The organism is Streptomyces sp. NPDC042102 (assembly GCF_055582305.1).
The window spans coordinates 101,926-123,917 of the sequence record NZ_JBVJDL010000004.1 but is presented as its reverse complement, the minus strand read 5'-3'; the positions used below and the strand labels follow the sequence as shown (position 1 = coordinate 123,917).

The following is a 21,992-nucleotide window of genomic DNA, read 5'->3' as shown; positions in this document are numbered from 1 at the left end:
GCCCCCGGCGCCCTCGCCCGGGGGGGGGGGGGGCGGCCGGGGGGGGGGGGGGGGGCGCGGCCCCCCGGCGCGCCGCGCCCCCCCGGCTCCGGCCGTGGTCCGGGTCGTCGAGCCGTGGTCCTGGTCGTCGAGGTCGTTCAGGGGCCCTTGGACCGTCAGTTCGGGCAGGACGTGTCCCGGGCGGGCCGCTCGCCCGTCGTCAGGAACGTCGTGACCGCGCGGTTGCCGCAGGCGTTGCCGTTGCCCACGTAGAGGCCGTGGCCGCCCTGTTCGACCGTGACCATCCGGGCGCGGGGACCGAGGGCCGTGCGCATCTTCAGGGCGCCGGCGTACGGGGTGGCGGGGTCGCGGCGGCTCTGGAGCATCAGCACGTTCGAGGGGCCGTCCGCCGTGATCCGGACCGGCTTTTCCGCCGGGGCGTCCTTCCAGAACGAGCACGGCAGGACGTTGACCGGCATGCCCGCGGTGAGCGGGTGCGCGGCGCGGTCCGCGGCCACCGCCCGCCGGTAGTCGTCCGCGGAAGCGGCCGGCCACGCCACGTCGTTGCAGATCACGCCGACCATGAGCGCCGCGTCCTCGTCCCGGACGGGCTGCGTCAGCTCCGGCGGCAGGACCGGGGTCTGACGCGGGTCCCGGGCGGCGGCGACCAGCCGGGCGAAGGCGGGGAAGGCACTGTCGGAGTACAGCGCGTTCTGCAGGGCCTGGCGCAGGCCGTTGCCGGTCAGCGGGGTCCCCGGTGTCGTCGACGGCTTGGGGGCCCGGTCCAGCTCCGCCGCGAGCGCCAGCACCATCGGCCGTACGTCCTGCTCCCGGTCCGCCAGCCGCAGCCCGTCCCGGTCGCGGTCGGCGTGCGCCGCCCAGGCCGCGAAGTCGGGGAACCGGTCGTCGGCGCCCCGCGCCATGTTGGCCAGCCAGCCCCGGGCCATCCGGCGCGGGTCGGGGTCGCCGGTGCTGTCGAGCACCCAGCGGTCCGTGCGCGCGGGGAACTTCTGCGCGTAGGCCGCCGCCACGTACGCCCCGTACGACGACCCCCACGCCGAGAGCTTCCGCTCGCCCAGGGCCTGGCGGAACCGGTCCATGTCGCGGACCTGGTTGGCGGTGGTGAAGCTGCGCAGCACGGGCCCGCCGTGCGTGGCGCACGCCTCGGCGATACGGCGCGAGCGCTCCACGTTCCCGGTGATGTCGCCGTCCGGGCCGGGCCAGGAGCGAAGGCTCGTCAGGTACCGGTCCTCGGGCGCCAGCCGGCAGCTCGCCGTCGTGCTGCCGCCCACGCCCCGCGGGTCGAAGGCGACGAGGTCGTACGCGCCGGCCAGCTCCCGCTGGAGGGCCGTACCCTTCTGCGCCAGCCGCTGCACGCCCGAGCCGCCGGGACCGCCCGGGAGCACGATCAGCGTGCCGCGCCGGGCCTCCGGCCGGTCGCTGCGGATCCGGGTGACGGCGATGCTGATCTGCGGGCCGCCGGGGTCGCTGTAGTCGAGCGGTACGGGCAGGTCCGCGCACTCCTGCGCGGCGGGACCGTCGGGCTTGGCGCAGGGGTGCCAGACGAGCGGGGGGACCTGGGCGCTCGCCGCGACGGTGGGGGCGGCGGCCGCGGTGGCGGCGACGGGGGAGAGGGTGGCCGCGACGGCGGCGACGGAGGCGGCGAGGAGCAGGGTCTTCTTCGTGCTGTTCGCGTAAGTCGTCATGGGGCAAGCCTTGTTGACCATGGCGCGCGGCCCCATCCGGCGGCCCGGTCGGCCCGGGGTGGGGGTATCCCCCGCCCCCGGGCCCGCAGCGGGGCCCGGGGACGGGGGCGGGGTCAGTCCGTCACCACCAGATGACGGCGTACCCGTTGCCACCGTCCGTGCCGGGGGAGCCGGGTGCGCCGACGGCGACGCCGCCCGCGCCGCCCGCGCCGCCGTTGCCGCCGACCGAGGCGCCCGGCGGCAGCTCGACGATGCCGTCGACGGCTGCGCCGCCCGCTCCGCCGACCGTGCGGTCGGCGCTGGTGGTGCCGTCCGCGCCGGTCCGCAGGACACCGGGCTTGGCACAGAACCCGGTGCCGCCCTCGCCGGCCGTACCGGGCGCGCCGGCCGTGGCGCCGCCGCCACCGCCACCACCGCCGCCGCCACCGCCGCTCGCGGAGACCAGCTGCGCGTCGTCGGGCGCGGTCAGGGTCGTCGTACCGCCGGCGAGGCCGTCGGTGCCGGCCGTGCCGGGCGCACCGCCCGAGCCGGCGGGTCCGCCGGTGCCGTTGTCGCCGCCGGTGCCGATGTCCACCCGGTACTCGTTGTGCGGCTTGACCGAGACCTCGCACCAGGCGAAGCCGCCGGCGCCGCCGCCACCGCCCGCGCCGCCGTCACTGCCGTTCGGCTCGCTGCCGCCCCCGCCGCCACCGCCGCCGCCGCCCGCGGCGCCCCAGATCTGGACGAACACGGACTTGACGCCCTTGGGCGGGGTGAAGGTGCCGTCCGCGGTGAACTGCCGCAGGCCGTGCGGGAACTGCTTGGCCGCCTTCTTCGGGGGCGGGGGGTTCCTGGGGGTGTCGTCCGCGGAGGCGGCCGGACCGGCCAGCAGCTGGCCGGTGACGGCCGTGGCGGCCGCCAGACAGACGAGGAGGACCCGGGAGCGACCCCGGGACCGTGGTGTGCGAGGGACCTGATGGCTCACGTTCGTGCCTTCCTGCCCCACCGGCGGCGGACGCCGCGCGGGGGCGGACAGAGGGGACAGCGTGGGGTGCGGGGATCCGCACGGAGCAGATCCCACAGCCGCCCGCGCCGCCGCGCGGGCCGACAGGGCCGTGACGTGCGCCAGCCAGGTGAGCACGTTGCGCCGGTCGGCTCGTCGTACGGGTGAACGGAGGGGGAACGGGTCCACGGATGGCCGAGCCGGCTGCCGGACGGTCCCGCGCCCCGGTCCGCCCCGCCGGGTCCGAGGGGGCGTCCGGTGGCCGGGCCGGAGTCCGGGCCGCGCCGCTGACCTGCGGCTCCTGAGGAGAATTCACCCGTTCGGCCCTCTGTGGGTCGCTGATCCGGGCCGCCGGGCGGACGCTCAGTCCGTACGGACGGAGGACCAGTCCGTACCCGAGACGGAGGTTTGTCATGACGACCGCACCGGGAAACGCATCCACACCCGGATCGGGCCACCGGTCCGGTCAGGGCGCCAGTTCCTCGCACAACGCATGGGCCGCCGGCGGCACGACGTTCGCCGGTGTCCTCATGATCGTCGTCGGCCTGTTCGGCATCTTCGAGGGGATCAGCGGCATCGCCTCCGACGAGGTGTACCAGCGTCTGGGCTCCTACGTGTTCAAGTTCGACCTCACCACCTGGGGCTGGATCCACCTGATCCTGGGCATCCTCGTCCTCGTCACCGGTATCGCCATCCTCACCGGCAAGGAATGGGGCCGGGTGGTGGGCATCGGCCTGACCGCCCTGTCGATGATCCTGCACTTCATGTGGCTGCCCTGGGCGCCGCTGTGGTCGATCGTCGCCATCGCGATCGGCGTGTTCATCATCTGGGCGCTGTGCAACGACAAGAGCGACCAGATGCTCTGAGCCCGGCGCGCCGTGGCCCCTGGCGACGGCACCGTCGTACCTCCCCCGCACCCGCACCCGCCACCGACGCCTGTCGGCGGCGGGTGCGAGGATCGTCCGCATGATCAGTCTGCTGCCCGCCGACCCGCATTCCTCGACCACCTACGTCGCCTGGGCGCGGGCCCACGACCCCGGCGCCGAGGCCGTCGCCGTGGCGGAACTCGACGCGGTGCGCGACGAGGTGCACGGCGCGTGGCAGAAGCCCGGCCGATGCGTCGACGCGCTCCGCCGCCGGGCCCGGCGGCTGCCGCACCACCACCTGCCGTGGTTCTGGGACACGGTGGGACACCGGCTGACCGGCCTCTCCGCCCGGTACGCGGGCCGGGCGTACGCACTGGCCCGGCAGGCCGAGCAGGAGCACCGCCTGCCGGTCGACGCCGGCTACCGGCGGGCCAACGCCCTGCTGTTCGCCGCCCGGGGCGCGCTGCCCGCCAAGGAACTGGGCGACCACCAGGCGTGGTTGTCGGCTACCTTGGAACCGGCGGCCGCGCACCGGGAGTTCATGACCTTCCTGACGGCCTGGGCGGCCTCGCCCGCCGACCTGCCGGCCGATCTGGTCCGCCGGATCCGCTCCTCCGCCCGCGGCGCGGGACTCGGCGGCGCCGACGAGGCACGGGTGCTCGGCGAGGTCCTGGCCGGGGCCCGCGGCAAGGCCGTACCGGACCGGGTCCTGGACGCGGCCACCCCGCTGTTCGAGGCACACCCGCCCACCGACGCGGTCCGCACCGGCCTGCTGGAGATGTTCCCCGCCACGTACGGCGACGCGGACGCCTGGCTGAGGCTGCTGCGGGCCTCCGGGGCGGTCACGGCCGCGGCTGCGGGCCGGATCGTCCCCGACGGCGGACTCGCGGCCTGGCTCGGCCGGTTCGCCTTCCTGTACTCGTACCAGCACCACGCGGGCGGCGGGGTCTCGGTCCGGCCGATGGCGCCGCACCTGTTCGAGGTCGTGGCCGAGCTCGCCCCCGCGCTGGCGGCCGCGGGCGTCGCCGCGCGGATCCACGAGCGGCACCACCGGCGCACCGGTCTCGACGCCGACCTGCTGGACGCGTGCCTCGCGCACGGGGTGCCGGTGGCCGACCCCGGGGACCAGGTCGACCTGGTGTTCTGGGGCGAGCGGTCGCGGCGCGACCTGGCCGCGCTCGCGCAGGACCCGGTGTTCGGCCCCCGCCTCGAAGGCACCGTGCACGCGGGCCTGCGCGACCATCTCAGCCGGGTCCGGCGGCCCGGCTCGGCCATCAGCCTGCTGCCGGGCAACACCGGCATCGAGGCCGGGGTGCACACCCGGATCGGCGCTCTGCTCGACACCCTCGCCGGCGGCGGCCTGCGGGCCGCCGAGGAGGCCACGGAGGAGCTGTTCACGCTGCTGGACCGGCCGACCGCCCGGGCCCTGGACGGGATCGAGGAGGCGCTCGCCGGCCTCGACCTCGTCGGGCCGCTGGCGCGCGCCCTGCGCGGCGGACTCCCGGAGGAGCTGGGCTGGCCCGCGCTGGACGAGGCGGTCGCCGGGTTCGGCCCGGCCGGAGTCAGCGGAGTGACCTGCACCTGGCCGGTGCTGACGGTCTTCGGCACCGACCGCGCCGTGGCCGTCGGGCCCTCGGGACGGCGCGCGGAGTGTTCCTTCACGGTGCCGGACGATACGACGATGCACACCGTGCACTACGCCGGCGGCGCCTTCCTCGTCGGCTTCACGCGCGCCGCCGACCCGCACTCCTGCGACAGCGCGTTCTGGGCGCACGCCCCGCACGAGGTCTTCACCCCGCAGGACACCTCCGGGCTGGTGCCGTACGGCGGGATCATCGACGGCGCGCTCGGCTTCCAGTTCGAGAGCGCGGACGGCGGCGGCCGGCACGACGGCGAGCGGGTGCTGCGGCCCGGCGACCGCCACGGGATCGCCGACGCCGAACTCCAGCTCGGCGACGGCGCCCGCATCTGGAGCGCCGGGGTCTTCCGCCGCGACGGGTGGCGGCCGGTCGACCCGCGCACCGGCGAGCGGCTGGCCGCCGCGCCGCTGCCGGACTTCCCCGGCCGCCCGGCCGCCGCCGACGGCCCCGACGGCGACGGAGACGAGCGGGGCATGGAGCTGTTCACGGAGTGGCTGACCCTGGCACCCCTGCCCGCCGGCCGGACCTGGTCGCCGCTCGGACAGCGCGACGCGCTGGTGGGCTGCCGGGTGCTGAACCGGACGGGGCAGCGCGGCCCGTCACCGCGGGAGTTCCTCCTGGAAGGCATCGACGGCCGGAAGGCCACCTTCCGGGGCGCCCGGCCCGGACTGCGGCCCTGGGGCATCGCCGAGGTCGCCGAAGGGGCCGAGCGGGGCGTCCTGGAGGGCTGCGTGCAGAGCATCCGCTGCCACTCCGCCACCGACGGATCCCTGCTGTGGGAGGTGCGCGGCTTCCCCGACGTCAAGCACGACCGCCGCGGGCACACCCCCGCCGCGGCGAACCCGCTGCTCTTCCCGCCGCCGGCCTTCTGGCACCTGCTCGCCCCGCGCGACGCGGCCACCTCCGCCGCGCTGCGCGCCGCCGGGGACGGGGCGGCCGCGCACCTGCTCGCCGCCGCCGTGCGCGAGGCCGGGCGGGAGGGGCCCGAACCGGCCGCCGTGCGCGGGCAGGTGCTGCCCGGGGTGCGCGAGCCCGTCGTGGCCGCGGCGGTGCTGCGTGCCGCCCGGCGGGCCGCCGCCGTCCTGCGCCGGCGCGAGGAGCTGTCCCGGAAGGTGGCTCTGCTGCGCGAGGATCCCGCCGTCACCCTGCCCCGCGAGGCCTCCGACACCGCGCTGACGGCCGCCCTGCACGGGCTGCTCCACGACCCCGACTGCTTCACCGCGGCCCCGTCGCTGCCGCATCCCGCGACGCTCACCGCGATCGCGGCCGACGGCCTGCACCTGCGCGGCGCCCTCGACGACGAGCGGCGCCGGCTCGCCCCGCCCGCGCCGCCGGCCGACTGGACGGTGCTGACCGGATCGATCGACGCGGCCGCCTGGCGCGCCGTCACCGCCCCCACGGACGCGGCGGACCGGGCGGCGCTGGAGGCCCTGCTGGCCGTGTGGAGCGGGCAGCCGTTCGCCGAGGCCGGCGGTACCTGGCGCACCGGCCGCGTGGGCCCCGACAGCCCGGTGGCCACCCCGGCGGGCGGTGCCGTGGTGGCCCCCGGGCGTCACCGCGCGCCCGTACGCCGCTTCGTGCAGCGGGCCGCGGAGCCCGTGCCCGAGGGCGCCGAGGACTGCCGGACGGTGACGGTCGCACGGGACGACGCCGGGCGGCTGGCGCGTCTGCTGGACCTGCTGGCGGCCAGGGGACCCCTCGCCGCGCCCGCCGAAGCCGTCACCGCGTTCTCGCGGCGCACCGGCGCGCGCCGCGCGGTCGCCGCGCTCGCCCTGGGCGGCCTGCCCCGGGCCGCCGAGCTGGACGCGCACACGAAGAAGCTCGCGTCGGCGCCTTTCAAGGCCACCGGGGACGCCGCCGCCGAGTACGAGGCCGCCTTCCGCGCCCTGGGCGCGGAAGGCCGCCGCGAGGTGCTCGCGGCCGGGCTCCCCGAGGATCCGGCCGGCCTGTGGGAGGAGCCGGGGGCCATGGTCGCGGCGGCCGAGCGGATGGCCGAGGTCTGGGTCCGGCGGCTCGGTGCCCGCGATCACGTCGACGACGCACTCGCGGACGCCCTGGAAACCGGGCTGGGCCTGGGCCGGGACTGGGCCGGGCGGCTGGCGTCCGGGCCCGCCGGCGAGCCCGCCGGCGAGGGCGCCGCCGGGCACGGCTGGACCCTGGTCCGTGGCGGGCGGTCCGGTGTCGACGTGCACCGCGTGGCCGCGGACGGCACGCTCGGCGAGCGGGAAAGCTCCTACCGCGGCCCGCACCTCGCGGCCGCGAGCGCCGTGGTGTGGGCCCTGACCGAGCGGCCGGTGGGCGACCCCGCCGTCGCGGGCGCCACCGCCCTGTACGAGCGGCTGCGGGAGCGGCTGCGCGACCCCGCGCTGATCGTGCCGGCCGGAACGTGGTGGCGCCGCGCCGACCCGCGGGCCGTCGACGCGTACGTCGGCCCGCGCCGGTACCCGGTGGCGGACCATCCCGGGCGGCCGGCCGACGCGGACGCCCCCGAGGCCGTCGTCCACGACGACGGGCTGCTGCTCCTGTCCGTCCCGGACGGCGAGATCTTCCTGCGGCCCGCGGCCCTGGGCGACCCCGAGCGCCTCGCACGGGCTGAACGGCTCGCGGCCGACCACGGCCTGCCCGGCCTGGCACGGACGCTGAACCGTCTGAAGGCCCTGTACGACGGCGGGGTGGCGCGCATGGTGCACCGGGCCGCCCACTCACCCGTCCCGGCGGGCCGGTACGAGGCCGACCCGCGGCTGAGCGCCCCGGACCTGGTCGCCGAGGTGGCCGCCGCCCTGTCCGTCGGTGCGGACGCGGCGGCGCTGTACCTGCAGCTGCTCGCCCTGCCGCGCCCCACCGACCGGCACGTGCGGGAGTGGAACGGCTGGACGGCCGCCCGGCACAAGGCGGTCCAGGCCGAACTGGTCGCCTCGGGCGCGGTGGTGGCGGACCGACGCCCGCGGGCCGGCCGTACGGCCTTCGTGCCCGGCCCGTGGACCGAGTTCAAGGCCCCCCACCTGCCCCTGGAGACGGACAAGCTGGAGCCGTTGCTGGCGGTGGCGTCCTACGGCAAAGAGCCCGACGCCCCGTACCTGCGTCTGCTCCCGACGCTGCCGCTGCACGAACTCTTCGGTCAGGCCTGGCGGACCTCCCGGGGGAAGTGAGGCCGCCCCGCCCGCACCGCCCGCCCCGCCCGCTCCGGCCCCGGAGGCCGTCCCGCCCGCCGCCCCGCACCGGGGGCGGGCCGGCGCCGGGGTCCCTTCCCGGACGGTCCCGGTGGCCACCGGACGCGCTCACCCTCGCGGGTCCGGCGGCCCCACGGTGCGCGTCGGTAACGTCAGCCGGACCTCGAATCCCCCCTCGCGCCGTGCCCCGGCGGTCAGGGAACCCCCGCAGAGCGTGGCCCGCTCCCGCATACCGATCAGCCCGTACCCCGACCCCGGCACGGGCACGGCCGGACCGGGAGGGCTGCCGGCCGCCCGCCCCGCGTCCCGCACCGTCACGTGCAAGGCGTCCGGCAGGTAGGTCAGTTCGACCTCGGCCCGGGTGGGGGCCGCGTGTCTGACCACGTTCGTGAGCGCCTCCTGGATGACCCGGTAGGCGCACAGATCCAGCCCCGGCGCGAGCCGGCGCTGCCGGCCGGACGTCCTGAACTCCACCGTGACGTCGGCCGCGGGCATCCGCTCGATCAGCCGGCCGAGGCTGCCCAGACCCGGCAACGGGGCGGTCGGCGGCGGGTCGCGGTCCCCGTCGCCCTCCCCGTGCTCCCCGGGCCCGTCCACGCGCAGCACGCCCAGCATCCGGCGCATCTCCTCCAGGGCCTCCCGGCTGGCGGCGGTCGCCGCGCCGAGGGCCGAGCGGGCGGTGGCGGCGTCGGAGACGAACACGTACGAGGCGAGGCCCGCCTGTACGGAGACGACCGACATGTGGTGCGCGACCACGTCGTGCAGTTCGCGCGCTATCCGCACCCGCTCGTCGACCACCGCGCGCCGGGCCCGTTCCGCCTGTTCGTGCGCCAGCTGCGCGCTCAGCCGGCGCAGTTCGGCGTTCTGCTGGGCGAGCCTGCGCTGGGTGTAGCCGACCACGACGGCGAGGCCCGGCACCAGGGCGGCCTGTGCCGCCACCAGGGCCGCGGGCAGCCGCCCGGCGATGCCGCTGTGCACGACCATCGCCATGGTCAGCGCGACCGCGCCCGCGGACACCCGGGGCGGGCGCAGCGCGACCACGCCGACCAGTGCGAGCGCGGGACCCCACCAGTTCACCGACGGCTGGTAGCCGACCGCGAGATACGTCGTGTACGCCGTCCCGGAGGCGAGCAGCACGGTCGCGGGCGCGCTGCGGCGGAACGCCAGGGGCAGCGCCGTCAGGCACGTGAGCAGGTAGGCCCAGGCGTCGAAGGGCACCCACCCGGCCGGGTGGTACTGGTGCCCGGCCACACAGCCGCTCGCCCCGACGACGAGGACGATCCCGCCGTCGACCGCGCGCCGCATGGCGACCGGTCCCGGCCGCCGTAACCTCCCCATCGCCCGCACCCGCAGGAGGGTAGTCCCCGGGCGCCCCGGCGTCGTCAACTCATCGGTTGATCCTGCGCCCGCACCCGCCCCCGCACCCCGGGCCGGTGACCGGACATGCACCCCCTTACACCCCGCCTGCGGGCGAACGTAACCATGTGGTGGGAATTGGTCATTTCTTTTTTCCGGCGTGACTTTCTCCGCCCACCCCCGAAACGCCCTCTGTCCACGGATTGGACGGGGTCGTCCGGCGTCGCGCGCCGTTCCCAGAGCGGTCCGAACCGGCCAACGCGCCCGCTTACGGGACATTAAGGCGGATGCAGCCCGGATCGGCCCATGCTTATGGTGCGCAGGCGGGAATGAACCGGACGAAGCTCTGAGCCGGGGATGGGCTCGTGCACCAACCGGCGGCCCATCGCCGGCGAACGGGGGAAGCACATGTCACTCGTCGACGCCGTCTTGACCAAGGCCTTACGCACCACACCTCTCCGCCACCTCCAACTCGCCTACCAGGGACGTGTCCAGCGCGTCGGGCTCAAACTCGAGGAGCACGGCGCCACCGGGTCCATCAAGGACCGCACCGCCGTCGGGCTGCTGCGCGCCCTGCACGAGGAACGACCCCTCACACCCGGCACCGTGGTCGTGGAGTCGACTTCCGGCAACCTGGGCCTGGCCATGGCGAACCTGCTGGCCGCCATGGACTGCTCCTTCATCGCCGTCGTCGACCTCAAGACCCCCCTGACCACCCGCCGCACCCTCGAGGACAGCGGCGCCCGCGTGGTCGTCGTGGACGAGCCCGACGGCCAGGGCGGTTACCTCCTCAGCCGGCTGCGCACCGTCCAGCGGCTGTGCGAGCGCCATCCGGAATACCGCTGGCCCGACCAGTACGCCAACCCCGCCTCGCCGGCCGTGCACCGTGCCACCACCGGACCCGAACTCACCGAGCAGGCCGGCCCGGACCTGTCGGCCGTCTACGTGCCCGTCTCGACCGGCGGCACCTTCGCCGGCGTCGCGGCCCACCTGCGCACCCACCGCCCCGACGTCACCCCCGTGGCCGTGGACCTGCGCGGCTCCCTGGCCCTCGGCGGCAGCGCGGGCCGCCGCCTGATACCCGGGATAGGGGCCAGCCGCCCCTCCGCCTTCCTGCCCGCGCCGCACACCCACCGCAGCGTGCACGTCGACGACGTGGAAGCCATGGCCGTGTGCCGGATCCTCGCCGAGGACCTCGGCCACGAACTCGGCGGGTCCAGCGGCTGCGTACTGGCCGCCCTCCTGGCCGACATGGCCCAGGGCCGCCTCGATCCGGGACTGCCGGTCTGCCTGGCCGCCGACGGCGGACGCAAGTACCGCGACACCGTCTTCTCGGACACCTGGGCGAGCCGGCACGGCATCCTCACCGACCTGACCCGCGCCACGGACCGGCTGCGCCGCGACGGCCTGCGCTTCTCGATCCGGCAGTACCAGGAGCACCACACCCCATGACCGAGAGCACGACCGAGCCCACGACGCCCGAGCAGCGGGAGCGGGGCGGGAGGTACGCGCGGTTCCTGCCGCTCGTCCAGACCGCCACCCTGATCGAGTGGACCGGGACCGGCCTCTTCCTGGCCGTCTCGACCATCTACTTCGTCAAGGTGGTCCACCTCAGCACTGCCTCCGTCGGCACCGGCCTGACCATCGGCGGCGCCCTGGCCGTCGCGGCCTCGGTCCCCATCGCCCGGCTCGCCGGGCACTGGGGACCGCGCACCACGCTGACCGCGATCATGCTGCTGCGCGCGCTGGCCACGGTCGGCTACCTGTGGGTGGACGGATGGTGGAGCTTCCTCGCCGTCGTCACCGTCATCGCGATCACCGAGCAGTCCTCGCCTCCGCTGGTGCAGGCCTACGTCGGGGCCCGCGCCCCCCAGGACCTGCGGGCCAAGGTGATGGCCGTCCAGCGGACCGTCGTCAACCTCGGCATCAGTCTGGGCGGACTGATCGCCGGCGTCGCCCTGGGCACCGGCGACGCGGACGCCTTCCGTCCGCTGCTCATCGGCGGCGCCGTCGCGTACGTGGTCGTGGCCGCCGTCTTCGCCTTCTCCCGGGGCCAAGAGGGCGCCCCCGCGCCCGAGACCACCGGGGTGGGCGAGCTGCTGAAGGACCGGGTGCTGCTGGGCTTCACCGCCTACAACGCCCTGGTCTCGCTGTGGATGCCGGTGCTCAACGTGGCCTTCCCGCTCTGGCTCGTGACCGCCACCGACGTGCCCGAGCGCTACGTCGGCATCCTCTACGCCGTCAACACGGTGCTCTGCATCGCCCTGCAGTACCCGCTCAACCGCTGCTACAGCACGGCCCGCCGGGCCTGGCTGTCCTACGCCGTCGCCGCCGCCGTCCTCGGCTGCGGAGCCCTGGCCTTCGCGGCGGCCCCGCAGTTCGGGCAGCGCGGCGCGCTGCTGGTGCTCGGTGGCGCCGTCGTCCTGCTGACCTTCGCCGAGCTCCTCCAGGTGGGCGCCTCCTGGACGCTCTCCTTCGACCTGGCCCCGCCGCACGCCCGCAGCGCGTACCTCGTGCTGTTCAACACCAGCCGTACCGTCGCCAACCGGGTCGCCGGCCCGGTGCTCATGACCGGCGTGGTCCTCGCCCTGGGCACCGCCGGCTGGGTGGTGCTGGCGGGCGTGCTGCTGCTGGGCGCCCTGGTGCCGCTCGTGGTCCTGCGGCGTACGGGCGCCGCGCCCGTCGCGCCCGCCGCGCCCACGGACGCAGCGGCCGAGCCCGCCACGGGCGCCCGTACGCACGACTGAGACCCCGTCCCCGTACCGAACGCACACCCACGCAGACCCCACAGCACCCCGACGGCCAGGATCCCGCGTGATCCCGGCCCGGCATCCGTACGCCGCACGGCGCCCCGGAGCGCCCCGGAACCCTCACACGCCCTCAAGGAGGCCGTCTCCCCATGGACTTCGAGCGTTATCCCGACACCCCGTTCCGCTACCTCACCCGCGCGGACGTCGTCGCGGCCGCCCACGGCGTGGACATCGTCCAGGCCGTGGCCGACGCCCTCCTCCTGCACGCCTCCGGCCAGTCCGTCCTGCCCGAGGAGGCCTACCTGGGCTGGACCACCCCGGAGGGCGACTCCGCCCGCCTGCTCGCCATGCCCGGAGCCCTGACGCCCACCGGCGAGCGGCCGGTCATCGGCATGAAGACGATCAACGCCTCGCTGGGCAACCCGGACCGCGGCATACCCCGATCGCAGGGCTTCACCCTGCTGCTGGACCCGGAGACCGCCCGGCCCCGCGCCCTGATGGAAGCCGCCTACATCAGCGCCATGCGCACCGCCGCCGTCAGCGCCCTCGCCGTCCGCCACCTGGCCGCCGACGCCCCGAGCAGCCTGGCCCTGATCGGCTGCGGCCCGCTCGCCCGCGCCCACGCCCAGCTGCTCCTGCGCACCGTGCCCACCCTGCGCCGGATCACCCTGTACGACCTCGCGCCCGACCGGGCCAAGGACCTCGCCGCCCACCTCGCGACCCTCCCCGGGGCCGCGGACGTCGAGACCCGGCTCGCCCCCGGCCCCCGCGAGGCGGTCCACGACGCCGACCTCGTCATCCCGGTCACCACGGTGACGCAGGGGTACATCGAGCCGGACTGGCTGCGGCCCGGCGCCCTGGTCTGCCACGTCTCCCTCGACGACCTGACCGAGGCCGCCGTACTGGCCGCCGACACCCTCGTCGTCGACGACTGGAGCCTGGTGCGCGACGACCCCCGGCGCCTGCTCGGCCGGATGCACCGCGCCGGGACCCTGCTGGGCCCCGACGGCACCCCGCGCGAGGGCGTCACCGCCCGGCCGGACGCCCGGGCCGTCGACGCCACCCTCGGCGACGTGATCGCCGGCCGGCACCCCGGCCGCCGCGACCCGGACGAGGTCATCGTCAGCAACCCCTTCGGCATGTCGGTCCTCGACGTCGCCGTCGCCGACCGTGTCCACGCCCACGCCGAGGCCACCGGCCTCGGCTCCCTGCTCCCGCTCTGAGAGGCGCCCCGCGATGACGATCGACCGGAACATCCAGGAAATCAACCGCACCATGTGGTCCTACGGCGAGTACCGGCACGTCGCCGACCTGCTGCGGCCCGGCGCCGAACTCCTCGTCGACCGGCTCGCCCCGGCGCCCGGGACCCGCCACCTCGACGTGGCCACCGGCAACGGCAACGTCGCCCTGCTGTCCGCGTGGCGCGGGGCCGTCGTCGACGGACTCGACCTGACCGACGAGTTCTTCCCCGACGCCCGCGCCCGCTTCGCCGAGGCCGGGGTCACCGTTGCCCTCCACCAGGGCGACGCCCAGGAACTCCCCTTCCCCGACGCCTCGTTCGACCTGGTGACCTCCACCTACGGCGTGCAGTTCGCCCCCGACCACGCGGCCGCCGCCGGTGAGATGGCCCGGGTGCTGCGCCCCGGCGGCCGCGTCGGCATGTGCAACTGGACGGCCCGCAGCTGGACCGCCCACTTCCAGGCGATCCTGTCCTCCTACTTCGCCTCGCCCACCGGCCACCAGGGCCAGCCCATGCTGTGGGGCGACGCGGACTACCTCGGCGAGCTGTTCGGCCCGGAGTTCGCCGTCACCGCCGAACGGCGCGAGCTGTTCTACCCGTTCGCCACCGCCGAGGACCTCGTCGCCTTCTTCGAGAACTGCTTCGGCCCCTGCATCGCCGCGAAGAACACCATCTCCCCGGCCTCCCGCTGGAAGGAACTGCGCGCGGAGATGGTGGAGATGACCGAGACCTTCCACACCACCGACGCGCGCGGCACCGGCGTACCCGTCGAGTACCTGCTCGTGGTCGCCGAGAAGAAGGGACAGCAGTGATCAGCCCGTCCGACCCGCCCGGCCTGCCCGGTCACTACCGCCCGCTGCCACTGGCCGAAGGCGCCCGCGAGCAGGCCCTCGCCGCGGCCCTGACCCGCAGCGAGCCCTACGCCCTGGACCGCGGCGTGTACGCGTACGTCGAGGAGCACGCGGCCGCCCACCCCGACCGGATCGCCGTCGAGGACGGCGCCGACAGCATCGGCTACGCCGCCCTGGCCGACCGCATGCACCGCGCTGCCGCAGGCCTCGCGGCGGCCGGCGCCGGACCGGGCCGGATCGTCGCCGTCGGCGGCCGCCGCGGCGCCGACGTCATCACCGCCTTCCTCGCGCTGGAACTGCTCGGCGCCGTCTACCTGCCCGTCGACGCCGGCTGGCCCGCCGCCCGGGTCGAGTCCCTCCTCACCGACAGCGGCGCGGTCCTCCTCGTCACCACCGGCGGCCCCGCCGACCGGGAGGCCCTCGTCAAGGGCGCGGCCGCCGCCGGCACCCCGGCCATGCCCCTGCCGACGGACGCCGAGCCGTACCGCCGCCCCGCCCCGCCGGCCCCCGACGAGGTGCGCTACGTCCTGTACACCTCCGGATCCACCGGCCGCCCCAAGGGCGCGGCCGTCGAGCACCGGGGCATGCTCAACCACCTGTGGGCCAAGGTCGACGACCTCGCACTGACCGCCGACGACCGGCTCGCCCAGACCGCCCCCCTGAGCTTCGACATCTCCGTCTGGCAGATGCTCGCGCCCCTGCTGACCGGCGGCCGGGTCCAGATCTACGACGACACCCGGGCCCAGGAGGGCGCGGCCCTGCTGGAAGCGGCCGGCCGGTCCGGCACCACCGTCCTGGAGACGGTTCCCACCCTGATCCGCTTCCTCCTCGACGCCCATGACGCCACCGGCGCCCGGCCGCCCGCCCTGCGCTGGATGATCGCCACCGGCGAGGAGCTGCCGCCCGCCCTGGCCCGCCGCTGGATCGACGCCTTCCCGGCGGTCCGGCTGCTCAACGCGTACGGCCCCACCGAGTGCTCGGACGACGTGACCCACGCGGTGCTCACCGTCCCCGGCCCGGACGTCCGCCACCTGCCGATCGGCTCCCCGGTCGGCAACGCCGACCTGTACGTCCTGCGGGAGGAGGCGGACGGCCGCTGGCAGGCCTGCGCGCACGGCGAGCCCGGCGAACTCTTCGTCGGCGGCGTCGTCGTGGGCCGTGGCTACCTCGGCGACCCGGACCGTACCGCGGCCGCCTTCTTCGCCGACCCCTTCACCGCCGGCGCGGGCGGGAGCGGCGGCAGCGGCCGGCTGTACCGCACCGGCGACGCCGCCCGGGTGCTGCCCGACGGGCAGCTGGAGTACCTCGGCCGCGTCGACCGCCAGGTCAAGATCGGTGGCGTCCGCATGGAACTCGCCGAGATCGAGGCGGTCCTGGGCGCGCACCCGCAGGTCGCCGCCTGCGCGGTCACCGTCCGCACCCCCGCCGCCGACGGCGCCCTGGTCGCCCGCGAGAGCGCCCACACCCCGGCCGCCGCCGGCCCGCCCCGGCTGGTGGCGTACGTCGCCCCGGCCGACGGCACCGACCCCGCACCGCAGGCGCTCGCGGCCCACCTGGCCGAGCGGCTGCCGGCCCCCATGGTCCCGCGCACCTTCGTGACGCTGTCCGCGCTGCCGCTCACCGGCAACGGCAAGACCGACTACCGGGCGCTGCCGGAACCGCCGCGCCGCGGCCGCCCCGACGACCGCCCCTACACCGCACCGCGCGGCGCCGCCGAGACACGGATCGCCGAGTGGATCGCGGAGATCCTGGGCACCGGCCGGGCCGGCCGCGAGGACTCCTTCCTCGCCCTGGGCGGGGACTCGCTCCAGGCGATGCGGCTGCTGGCGCGGCTGCGCCCGGCGGGCTCGCGGGCCACGCTGCGCGACGTCCTGGCCGACGGCAGCCCGGCCGCGCTGGCGGCCCTGGGCTGGCAGGCCGCGGAGACCACCCCGGTGACCGGCGTGGCGGCACCCGCCGCACCACGGCCCGGGGCGCCCCGTACCCGCCCGCTCACCCCGCAGCAGGCCGGCGTCTACTTCCACTGGCGGCTCGACCCGGACAGCCCCTACTACAGCTACCAGGGCTCCCTGGAACTCCAGGGCCCCCTCGACCCGGCGCGCCTGGCGCGCGCCTGGCAGACCCTGCTCGCCGAGAACCCGCACCTGCTGGCCCGCTACGAGGAGTCGGGGGAGGCCGGGGAAGTGGTCCACCACTACCCGCACTGGCCGGTCCCGGAACTGGCCGCCGCCCGCGACACCACCACCGAGGAGTACCGCCGCCACGCCGCCGCCGAGGCCGCCCGCCCCTTCGACCTGACGGCCCAACCCGCCCTGCGGGCCGAGCTGTTCCGGCTGCCCGGCGGCTCCCACCGGCTGCTGCTCACCCTCCACGAGCTGCTCCTGGACGGCTGGGGCGCCACCGTCCTCTTCCAGCGCCTCACCGAGCTGTACGCCGGCCGGGCGGAGGTCCCCGACCCCGAGCACGCCACCCGCTACGACCGCTACCTCGACGACCAGCAGAGCCTGCTCGCCACCGAGGAGGTCGCCGCCGCCGGACGGTACTGGAGCCGGCAGCTCGCCGGGCGCCTGCCCGTCCTGGAGATCGCCCAGAAGCAACGCCCGGCCGCCCCCACCTACCGCGGCGAGATCGTCGAGGCGGTCATCGACGCCGAACTCACCACCCGCCTGCGGGCGGCCGCGCTCACCGCGTCCACCACCGCCTTCGTCCCGCTGCTGGCCGCCTACGCGCTGGCCCTCGGCTACTACGGCGACGCCGACGAACTCGTCGTCGGCGCCCCGATGGCCGGCCGCGAACGCCCGGCCGCCGCCCAGGTGCCCACGTTCATGCTGGCCATGCTGCCGCTGCGGCTGCGCCTGGACCCCGGGGCCACCCTGGCCGACTTCACCGCCCACGTCCGCGACACCGTCTACGACGCCTACACCGCCGCCGACCACCCCTTCGGCTGGACCCTGCGCCGGCTGGACCTCACCTCCCGGAGCACCTCGGCGACCCCGGTGTTCCAGACGATGCTCAACATGCTGCCGTACCCGGCCCGCGAGAGCACCGCCGAGGGCGTCACCTTCCGCTTCGTCGAACTCGACACCGGCTACACCAAGTACGACTGCGCCCTCTACGTCCAGCCGCACGGCCCCGACGAGCTGCTGCTGCAGTACGCCTACCAGCGGGAACTGCTGGACGCCGGCACCGGACGCAACGTACTGGACTCCACCCTCGCGGCCCTGCGCGCCCTGACCGACCCGGGGCGCGCCGCGGCCACCACCCTCCGTTCCCTCGACCTGCTGCCTGGAGCCGGACACCGATGAACACCTCCCCGACGCCCACCGCCCCCGCCACCCTGCTGCACCGCTTCGCCGGGCAGGTGGCCGACCGCCCCGACGCCGTCGCCCTCCGCCACGCCGGCACCACCCTCACGTACGCCGAACTCGACGCGTGGAGCGGCCGGCTGGCCGCGCGCCTGGCCGCCCGAGGCGCCCGCCCCGGCACGCTGGTCGCGCTGGCCGCCGACCGGGGACCCGCCGCCGTCGCGGGCGTCCTGGCCGTCATGAAGACCGGGGCCGCCTACCTCGGGCTGGACCCGGCGATACCCGTACGCCGCCAGCGACGCATGGTCGAGGAGGCCGGGCCGGGCATCGTCCTGGCCGAACCGGGCCTGGACCAGTTCCCCACCCTCGACGCCCCCCGCGTCGCCCTGGCCCCGCTGGCCGACGGGCCGCTGCACCAGGCACCGGAGACGGAGCCGGACGAGGACGACCTCTTCCACATCGTCTACACCTCCGGAACCACCGGAAACCCCAAGGGCGTACGCATCAGCCGCCGTTCGGTCCGCGGCCGGCTGGAGTGGATGTGGCGCGACCACCCCTTCGGCCCCGACGCCGTCCTCGCCGTCCAGAAGTCCGTGGCCCTGGTCGCCTCGCCCTGGGAACTCCTCGGCGGCCTCCTGGCCGGCATCCCCTCCGTGGTCCTCTCCGGCGACGAGGTCCTCGACCCGGCGCTGTTCGCCGCCGCCGTCGCCCGCGAACGGATCACCCACCTGTTCCTGACGCCCCAGCTGCTGACCGGCCTGCTGGAGGAGAGCGCCGCCCTGTCCGGCGACCACCGGCCCGTGCTCGTCACCAGCGGCGCGGACGCCCTGCCGGTGGCCCTGGTCCGCCGGTTCCGCGAGGTGTGGCCCACCACCACCCTGCTCAACCTGTACGGCACCACGGAGACCGCCTCGAACATCGGCGCCTACGACACGGCCGCCCTGCCCGACGACGCCGACCGCGTCCCCGTCGGCCACCCGGTGGCCGGCGCCGCCTTCTCCGTACGCGACCGCCACGGCCGCCGGCTGCCCGAGGGCGTCCTCGGCGAGGTGTGGGTCAGCGGCCCGCCGCTCGCCCTGGGTTACCTCGGCGGCGACCCGGGCGAGCGGTTCACCACCGACGCCGACGGCGTCCGTCACTACCGCACCGGGGACCGGGGCCGCCTGCACCCCGACGGCGGCCTGGAGGTGACCGGCCGCACCGACAACCAGATCAAGATCCGCGGCTACCGGGTGGAACTGGAGGAGATCGAGTCCACCCTGCGCAAGGCCCCGGACGTCACCGACGCCGGCACCTTCGCCGAGGGCGGCCCGCAGGACGAGGACGCGACCGGGGACGGGAGCGGGGCCGAGATCCGGATCACGGCCTGCGTCACGGCGGCCGAGGAGCTCGACACCGCCGCCCTGCGCGCCTACCTGCGCGACCGGCTGCCCGACTACATGCTGCCCGCCCGCATCCACCAGGTGCCGCTGCTGCCGCTGGGCACCAACGGCAAGCTCGACCGCCGGGCCCTGCGCGCCCTGGCCCGGACCTCCGCCTCCCGCGCCGCGGGCTCCTTCGCCCCCGCCGACGACACCGAGGCCGCCGTCGCCGCGCTGTGGGCCGAACTCCTCGGCGCCCCGCCCGCCACGGCGGACGAGAACCTCTTCGACGCCGGCGGTCACTCGCTGCTCGCCGTACGCCTCGCCGGCCGCCTGGAGCCGGTCGCGGGCCGCCGCGTCCCGCTGCGCGGGATCCTCGCCGCCCCGACCGTCCGGGGCATCGCCGCACTGTGCCGCCGGATGCGGCAGGAGGGACAGGCATGAGCACGCCGGACCACGACGCCCAGGGACAGCCCGCGCACCCGCCCGCGTCCCCCTGGCTGCGCGTCCTCGACGAGGACGGCACGGACACCCTCGCCGTCTGCTTCCCGCCCACCGGAGCCCACGGCTCCACCTTCGCGGGCTGGCGCGGCGCCCTCCCCGAGGGCACCGCGCTCGCCCTGGTCGCCCCGCCGGGCCGGGGCACCCGCATGGCCGAGGAGCCCGTCACCGCCATGGCCGCCTACGCCGACGCCCTCGCCGACGCCGTGCGCGGCGCCGCGGCCGGCCGCCGGCTGGTGTTCGTCGGCGTCAGCCTCGGCGCGCTCCTCGCGTACGAGTGCGCCCGCCGCCTGGCCGACACCGGCACCCCCGTCGCCCGGCTGTGCGCGGTCGCCGGCCAGACCCCCGGCGACTTCCGCGGCGACGGCGGCGCCGTGACCACCGAGGACGCCCGCGCCTTCGTCGTCGCGACCGGCCTGACCGACCCGGAACTGCTGGCCGACCCCGACTTCGAGGACGTCCTGCTGCCCCCGTTCCGCGCCGACCTCGCCCTGGCCGGCGGCTACGACGGCCGCGGCACCCCCGCCCTCCCCGTCGAACTGCGCGCCGTATGGGCCACCGACGACGAGCACGTCCCGCGCGAGGCCGTCGCACGGTGGTCGCAGTGGTCCACCGGTGCCTTCACCCTGACCGCCGTCACCGGCGGGCACTACGTCCACCAGGAGTCCCCGGCGGCCGTCATCGCCGCCTGCTTCGACGAGCCCGGCCCGGAGGGCGGCGGCCCCTCCCGGCGTACCCTGCTCGGCGCCGGGGTCACCGCCGTCGCCGGCGCGGTCCTGCCCCCGGCGGCGGCCGAGGCGGCCGCCGCGCCCCGTACACAGCCGGCGGCGGCCGCCGGCCCGGCCGCGTACGACGGCGACCCGACCGACCCCGTCGCCCTCGCCGTCGCGCTGATCCGCCAGAACACCACCAACCCCGGGGACGGCGCGGTCACCCTGCCCCATGCCCGCCTGCTCCAGGGCCTCTTCGAGGCCTCCGGCGTGGCCACCGAGATCGTGCCGACCCCCAAGGCGGACAACGTCCACTTCTTCGCCCGGATCCCGGCCGCGGCCCCGTCCGGCAAGAAGCCCCTGCTGTTCCTCGGCCACAGCGACGTCGTCCCCGCCACCGGGGACGCCTGGACCGTGGAGCCCTTCGCCGGGCACATCGAGGGCGACCGGCTCTACGGGCGCGGCGCCCTCGACATGAAGGGCGTCAACGCCGCCTTCATCGCCGCGCTGCTGCGCCACGTCAAGGAGGGCGCCCGCTTCGACCGGGACATCGTCTTCTGGTCCGACTGCGACGAGGAACAGGGGCCGCACGGGGTGCGCTGGCTGCTGACCGAGCACCCCGGCAAGGTCGACCCCGGCGTCGTCCTCACCGAGGGCGGCTGGGTCCTCGACCAGCGCGATGGCCGGACCCCGATGATCGCCACGCTCACCTGCAACGACAAGCGGTCGCTGCTGCTGCGCCTGGAGACCGCCTCGTACGCCACGCACACCTCCAAGCCGTTCACCGGGCAGGCCGTGACCCGGCTCGGCCAGGTACTCGACCGGCTCGCCGGCTGGCGCGCCCCCGCCCGCCCCAACGCCCTGTCCCGGCAGTACTTCACCGAACTCGCCCGCGCCACCAAGGACCCGGCCTTCGCCAAGGCCGTACGGGACATGCTCGACGCCCGTACGGACGACGTCCGGGACCGGGCGGCCGACGAGGTCGTCCGCCTCAGCGCCACCCCCGAACTCCACAACGCCATGCTGCGCACCACGGTGTCGTACACCGCGACCAGCGCCGGCTACTACCCGAGCATCGTCCCGGGCACGGCGGCGGCCGAGTTCCGGGTCGGTTTCCTGCCCGGCGGCGACGACCCCGGCCGGATCGTCGCCGAACTGAAGCTGCTGGTGGGGGACCGGGCCACGCTGACCGTCGTCGGCAACCCGGGCGAGAGCGAGCAGCAGGCGATCGACCGGGTCCGCGGCTACCTGTCCGTACCCGACTCCACCACCGACACCGACGTCTTCCGCGCCTGGCAGGAGGCCGTCCGGTCCACCCACCCGGGCGTCCGCGCCACGGCCTGCCAGTTCGAGGCGGCCACCAGCGCACCGCCGTTCCGGGAACGGGGCGTTCCGGTCTACGGCATCTACCCGTTCACGGTGACCCGCGACATGCTCCGGCGCATGCACGGCACCGACGAGCACATCGGTGTCGGTGCCCTGCGCCAGGGCACCGAGACGCTCTACCGCCTGCTGGCGCAACTGCGCGTCTGACGGCCGGCCGCGCGCGGTAAGTCCTCTGCTCCGCATCTCCCT

At 76.2% G+C, this 21,992-nt stretch carries 12 protein-coding genes; 9 read left to right on the top strand and 3 right to left on the bottom strand.

The window, feature by feature from the left end; translation table 11 throughout:
- Positions 1–155 precede the first annotated feature (155 nt).
- Together ACZ6KO_RS18785 and ACZ6KO_RS18780 are read right to left on the bottom strand one after the other, a co-directional pair.
- The gene (locus ACZ6KO_RS18785; RefSeq protein ID WP_469305093.1) at positions 156–1,685 is read right to left on the bottom strand and encodes an alpha/beta hydrolase; all 1,530 of its coding nucleotides are present in this window, start codon (positions 1,683–1,685) and stop codon (positions 156–158) included.
- A 121-nt stretch (positions 1,686–1,806) separates the two neighbouring features.
- Positions 1,807–2,649, bottom strand: a complete 843-nt coding sequence (locus ACZ6KO_RS18780; RefSeq protein WP_469305092.1) for a hypothetical protein — start codon at positions 2,647–2,649, stop codon at positions 1,807–1,809.
- A 431-nt stretch (positions 2,650–3,080) separates the two neighbouring features.
- Here ACZ6KO_RS18780 and ACZ6KO_RS18775 point away from each other — a divergent pair, with 431 nt between their 5' ends.
- Positions 3,081–3,533 carry a DUF7144 family membrane protein gene (locus tag ACZ6KO_RS18775; RefSeq protein ID WP_469305091.1) on the top strand — a complete coding sequence of 151 codons (453 nt, stop codon included), beginning with the start codon at positions 3,081–3,083 and terminating at the stop codon, positions 3,531–3,533.
- A gap of 100 nt (positions 3,534–3,633) precedes the next feature.
- A complete protein-coding gene (locus ACZ6KO_RS18770) occupies positions 3,634–8,322 on the top strand; it encodes a hypothetical protein (protein ID WP_469305090.1) in 4,689 nt (1,562 codons plus the stop codon).
- Positions 8,323–8,451: 129 nt separating this feature from the next.
- On the opposite strand, the gene ACZ6KO_RS18765 is transcribed toward ACZ6KO_RS18770, so the two are convergent.
- On the bottom strand, positions 8,452–9,648 hold the full coding sequence (locus ACZ6KO_RS18765; RefSeq protein ID WP_469305089.1) for a sensor histidine kinase: 1,197 nt from the start codon (positions 9,646–9,648) through the stop codon (positions 8,452–8,454).
- Between the two features lie 459 nt (positions 9,649–10,107).
- Here ACZ6KO_RS18765 and ACZ6KO_RS18760 point away from each other — a divergent pair, with 459 nt between their 5' ends.
- The 7 genes from ACZ6KO_RS18760 to ACZ6KO_RS18730 all read left to right on the top strand — a co-directional run bounded on the left by ACZ6KO_RS18760 (position 10,108) and on the right by ACZ6KO_RS18730 (position 21,950).
- Entirely contained in the window at positions 10,108–11,151 is a 1,044-nt protein-coding gene (locus tag ACZ6KO_RS18760) for a pyridoxal-phosphate dependent enzyme (protein WP_469305088.1), read from the top strand.
- Positions 11,148–12,446 (top strand): MFS transporter, encoded by a 1,299-nt coding sequence (locus ACZ6KO_RS18755; protein WP_469305087.1) that lies wholly within the window; start codon positions 11,148–11,150, stop codon positions 12,444–12,446. Before ACZ6KO_RS18760 ends, ACZ6KO_RS18755 begins: the two co-directional genes overlap by 4 nt.
- Positions 12,447–12,598: 152 nt before the next feature.
- A complete protein-coding gene (locus ACZ6KO_RS18750; RefSeq protein WP_469305086.1) occupies positions 12,599–13,672 on the top strand; it encodes an ornithine cyclodeaminase family protein in 1,074 nt (357 codons plus the stop codon).
- 13 nt (positions 13,673–13,685) lie between these two features.
- Positions 13,686–14,501, top strand: coding sequence for a class I SAM-dependent methyltransferase (locus ACZ6KO_RS18745; protein WP_469305085.1), 816 nt, complete (start codon positions 13,686–13,688; stop codon positions 14,499–14,501).
- A complete protein-coding gene (locus ACZ6KO_RS18740; protein WP_469305084.1) occupies positions 14,498–17,845 on the top strand; it encodes an amino acid adenylation domain-containing protein in 3,348 nt (1,115 codons plus the stop codon). The genes ACZ6KO_RS18745 and ACZ6KO_RS18740 overlap by 4 nt, the downstream gene beginning before the upstream one ends.
- Positions 17,842–19,650: a non-ribosomal peptide synthetase gene (locus ACZ6KO_RS18735; RefSeq protein WP_469305083.1), complete on the top strand. Its 1,809-nt coding sequence runs from the start codon at positions 17,842–17,844 to the stop codon at positions 19,648–19,650. Before ACZ6KO_RS18740 ends, ACZ6KO_RS18735 begins: the two co-directional genes overlap by 4 nt.
- Positions 19,647–21,950, top strand: a complete 2,304-nt coding sequence (locus ACZ6KO_RS18730) for a M20/M25/M40 family metallo-hydrolase (protein ID WP_469305082.1) — start codon at positions 19,647–19,649, stop codon at positions 21,948–21,950. The genes ACZ6KO_RS18735 and ACZ6KO_RS18730 overlap by 4 nt, the downstream gene beginning before the upstream one ends.
- Positions 21,951–21,992 lie beyond the last annotated feature (42 nt).

What these genes read in the sequence shown, in the direction of transcription:
- ACZ6KO_RS18785 (WP_469305093.1), bottom strand. Translation starts at nt 1,685, where the DNA reads ATGACGACTTACGCGAACAGCACGAAGAAGACCCTGCTCCTCGCCGCC.
- ACZ6KO_RS18775 (WP_469305091.1), top strand. Translation starts at nt 3,081, where the DNA reads ATGACGACCGCACCGGGAAACGCATCCACACCCGGATCGGGCCACCGG.
- ACZ6KO_RS18770 (WP_469305090.1), top strand. Translation starts at nt 3,634, where the DNA reads ATGATCAGTCTGCTGCCCGCCGACCCGCATTCCTCGACCACCTACGTC.
- ACZ6KO_RS18765 (WP_469305089.1), bottom strand. Translation starts at nt 9,648, where the DNA reads ATGCGGCGCGCGGTCGACGGCGGGATCGTCCTCGTCGTCGGGGCGAGC.
- ACZ6KO_RS18760 (WP_469305088.1), top strand. Translation starts at nt 10,108, where the DNA reads ATGTCACTCGTCGACGCCGTCTTGACCAAGGCCTTACGCACCACACCT.
- ACZ6KO_RS18755 (WP_469305087.1), top strand. Translation starts at nt 11,148, where the DNA reads ATGACCGAGAGCACGACCGAGCCCACGACGCCCGAGCAGCGGGAGCGG.
- ACZ6KO_RS18750 (WP_469305086.1), top strand. Translation starts at nt 12,599, where the DNA reads ATGGACTTCGAGCGTTATCCCGACACCCCGTTCCGCTACCTCACCCGC.
- ACZ6KO_RS18745 (WP_469305085.1), top strand. Translation starts at nt 13,686, where the DNA reads ATGACGATCGACCGGAACATCCAGGAAATCAACCGCACCATGTGGTCC.
- ACZ6KO_RS18735 (WP_469305083.1), top strand. Translation starts at nt 17,842, where the DNA reads ATGAACACCTCCCCGACGCCCACCGCCCCCGCCACCCTGCTGCACCGC.
- ACZ6KO_RS18730 (WP_469305082.1), top strand. Translation starts at nt 19,647, where the DNA reads ATGAGCACGCCGGACCACGACGCCCAGGGACAGCCCGCGCACCCGCCC.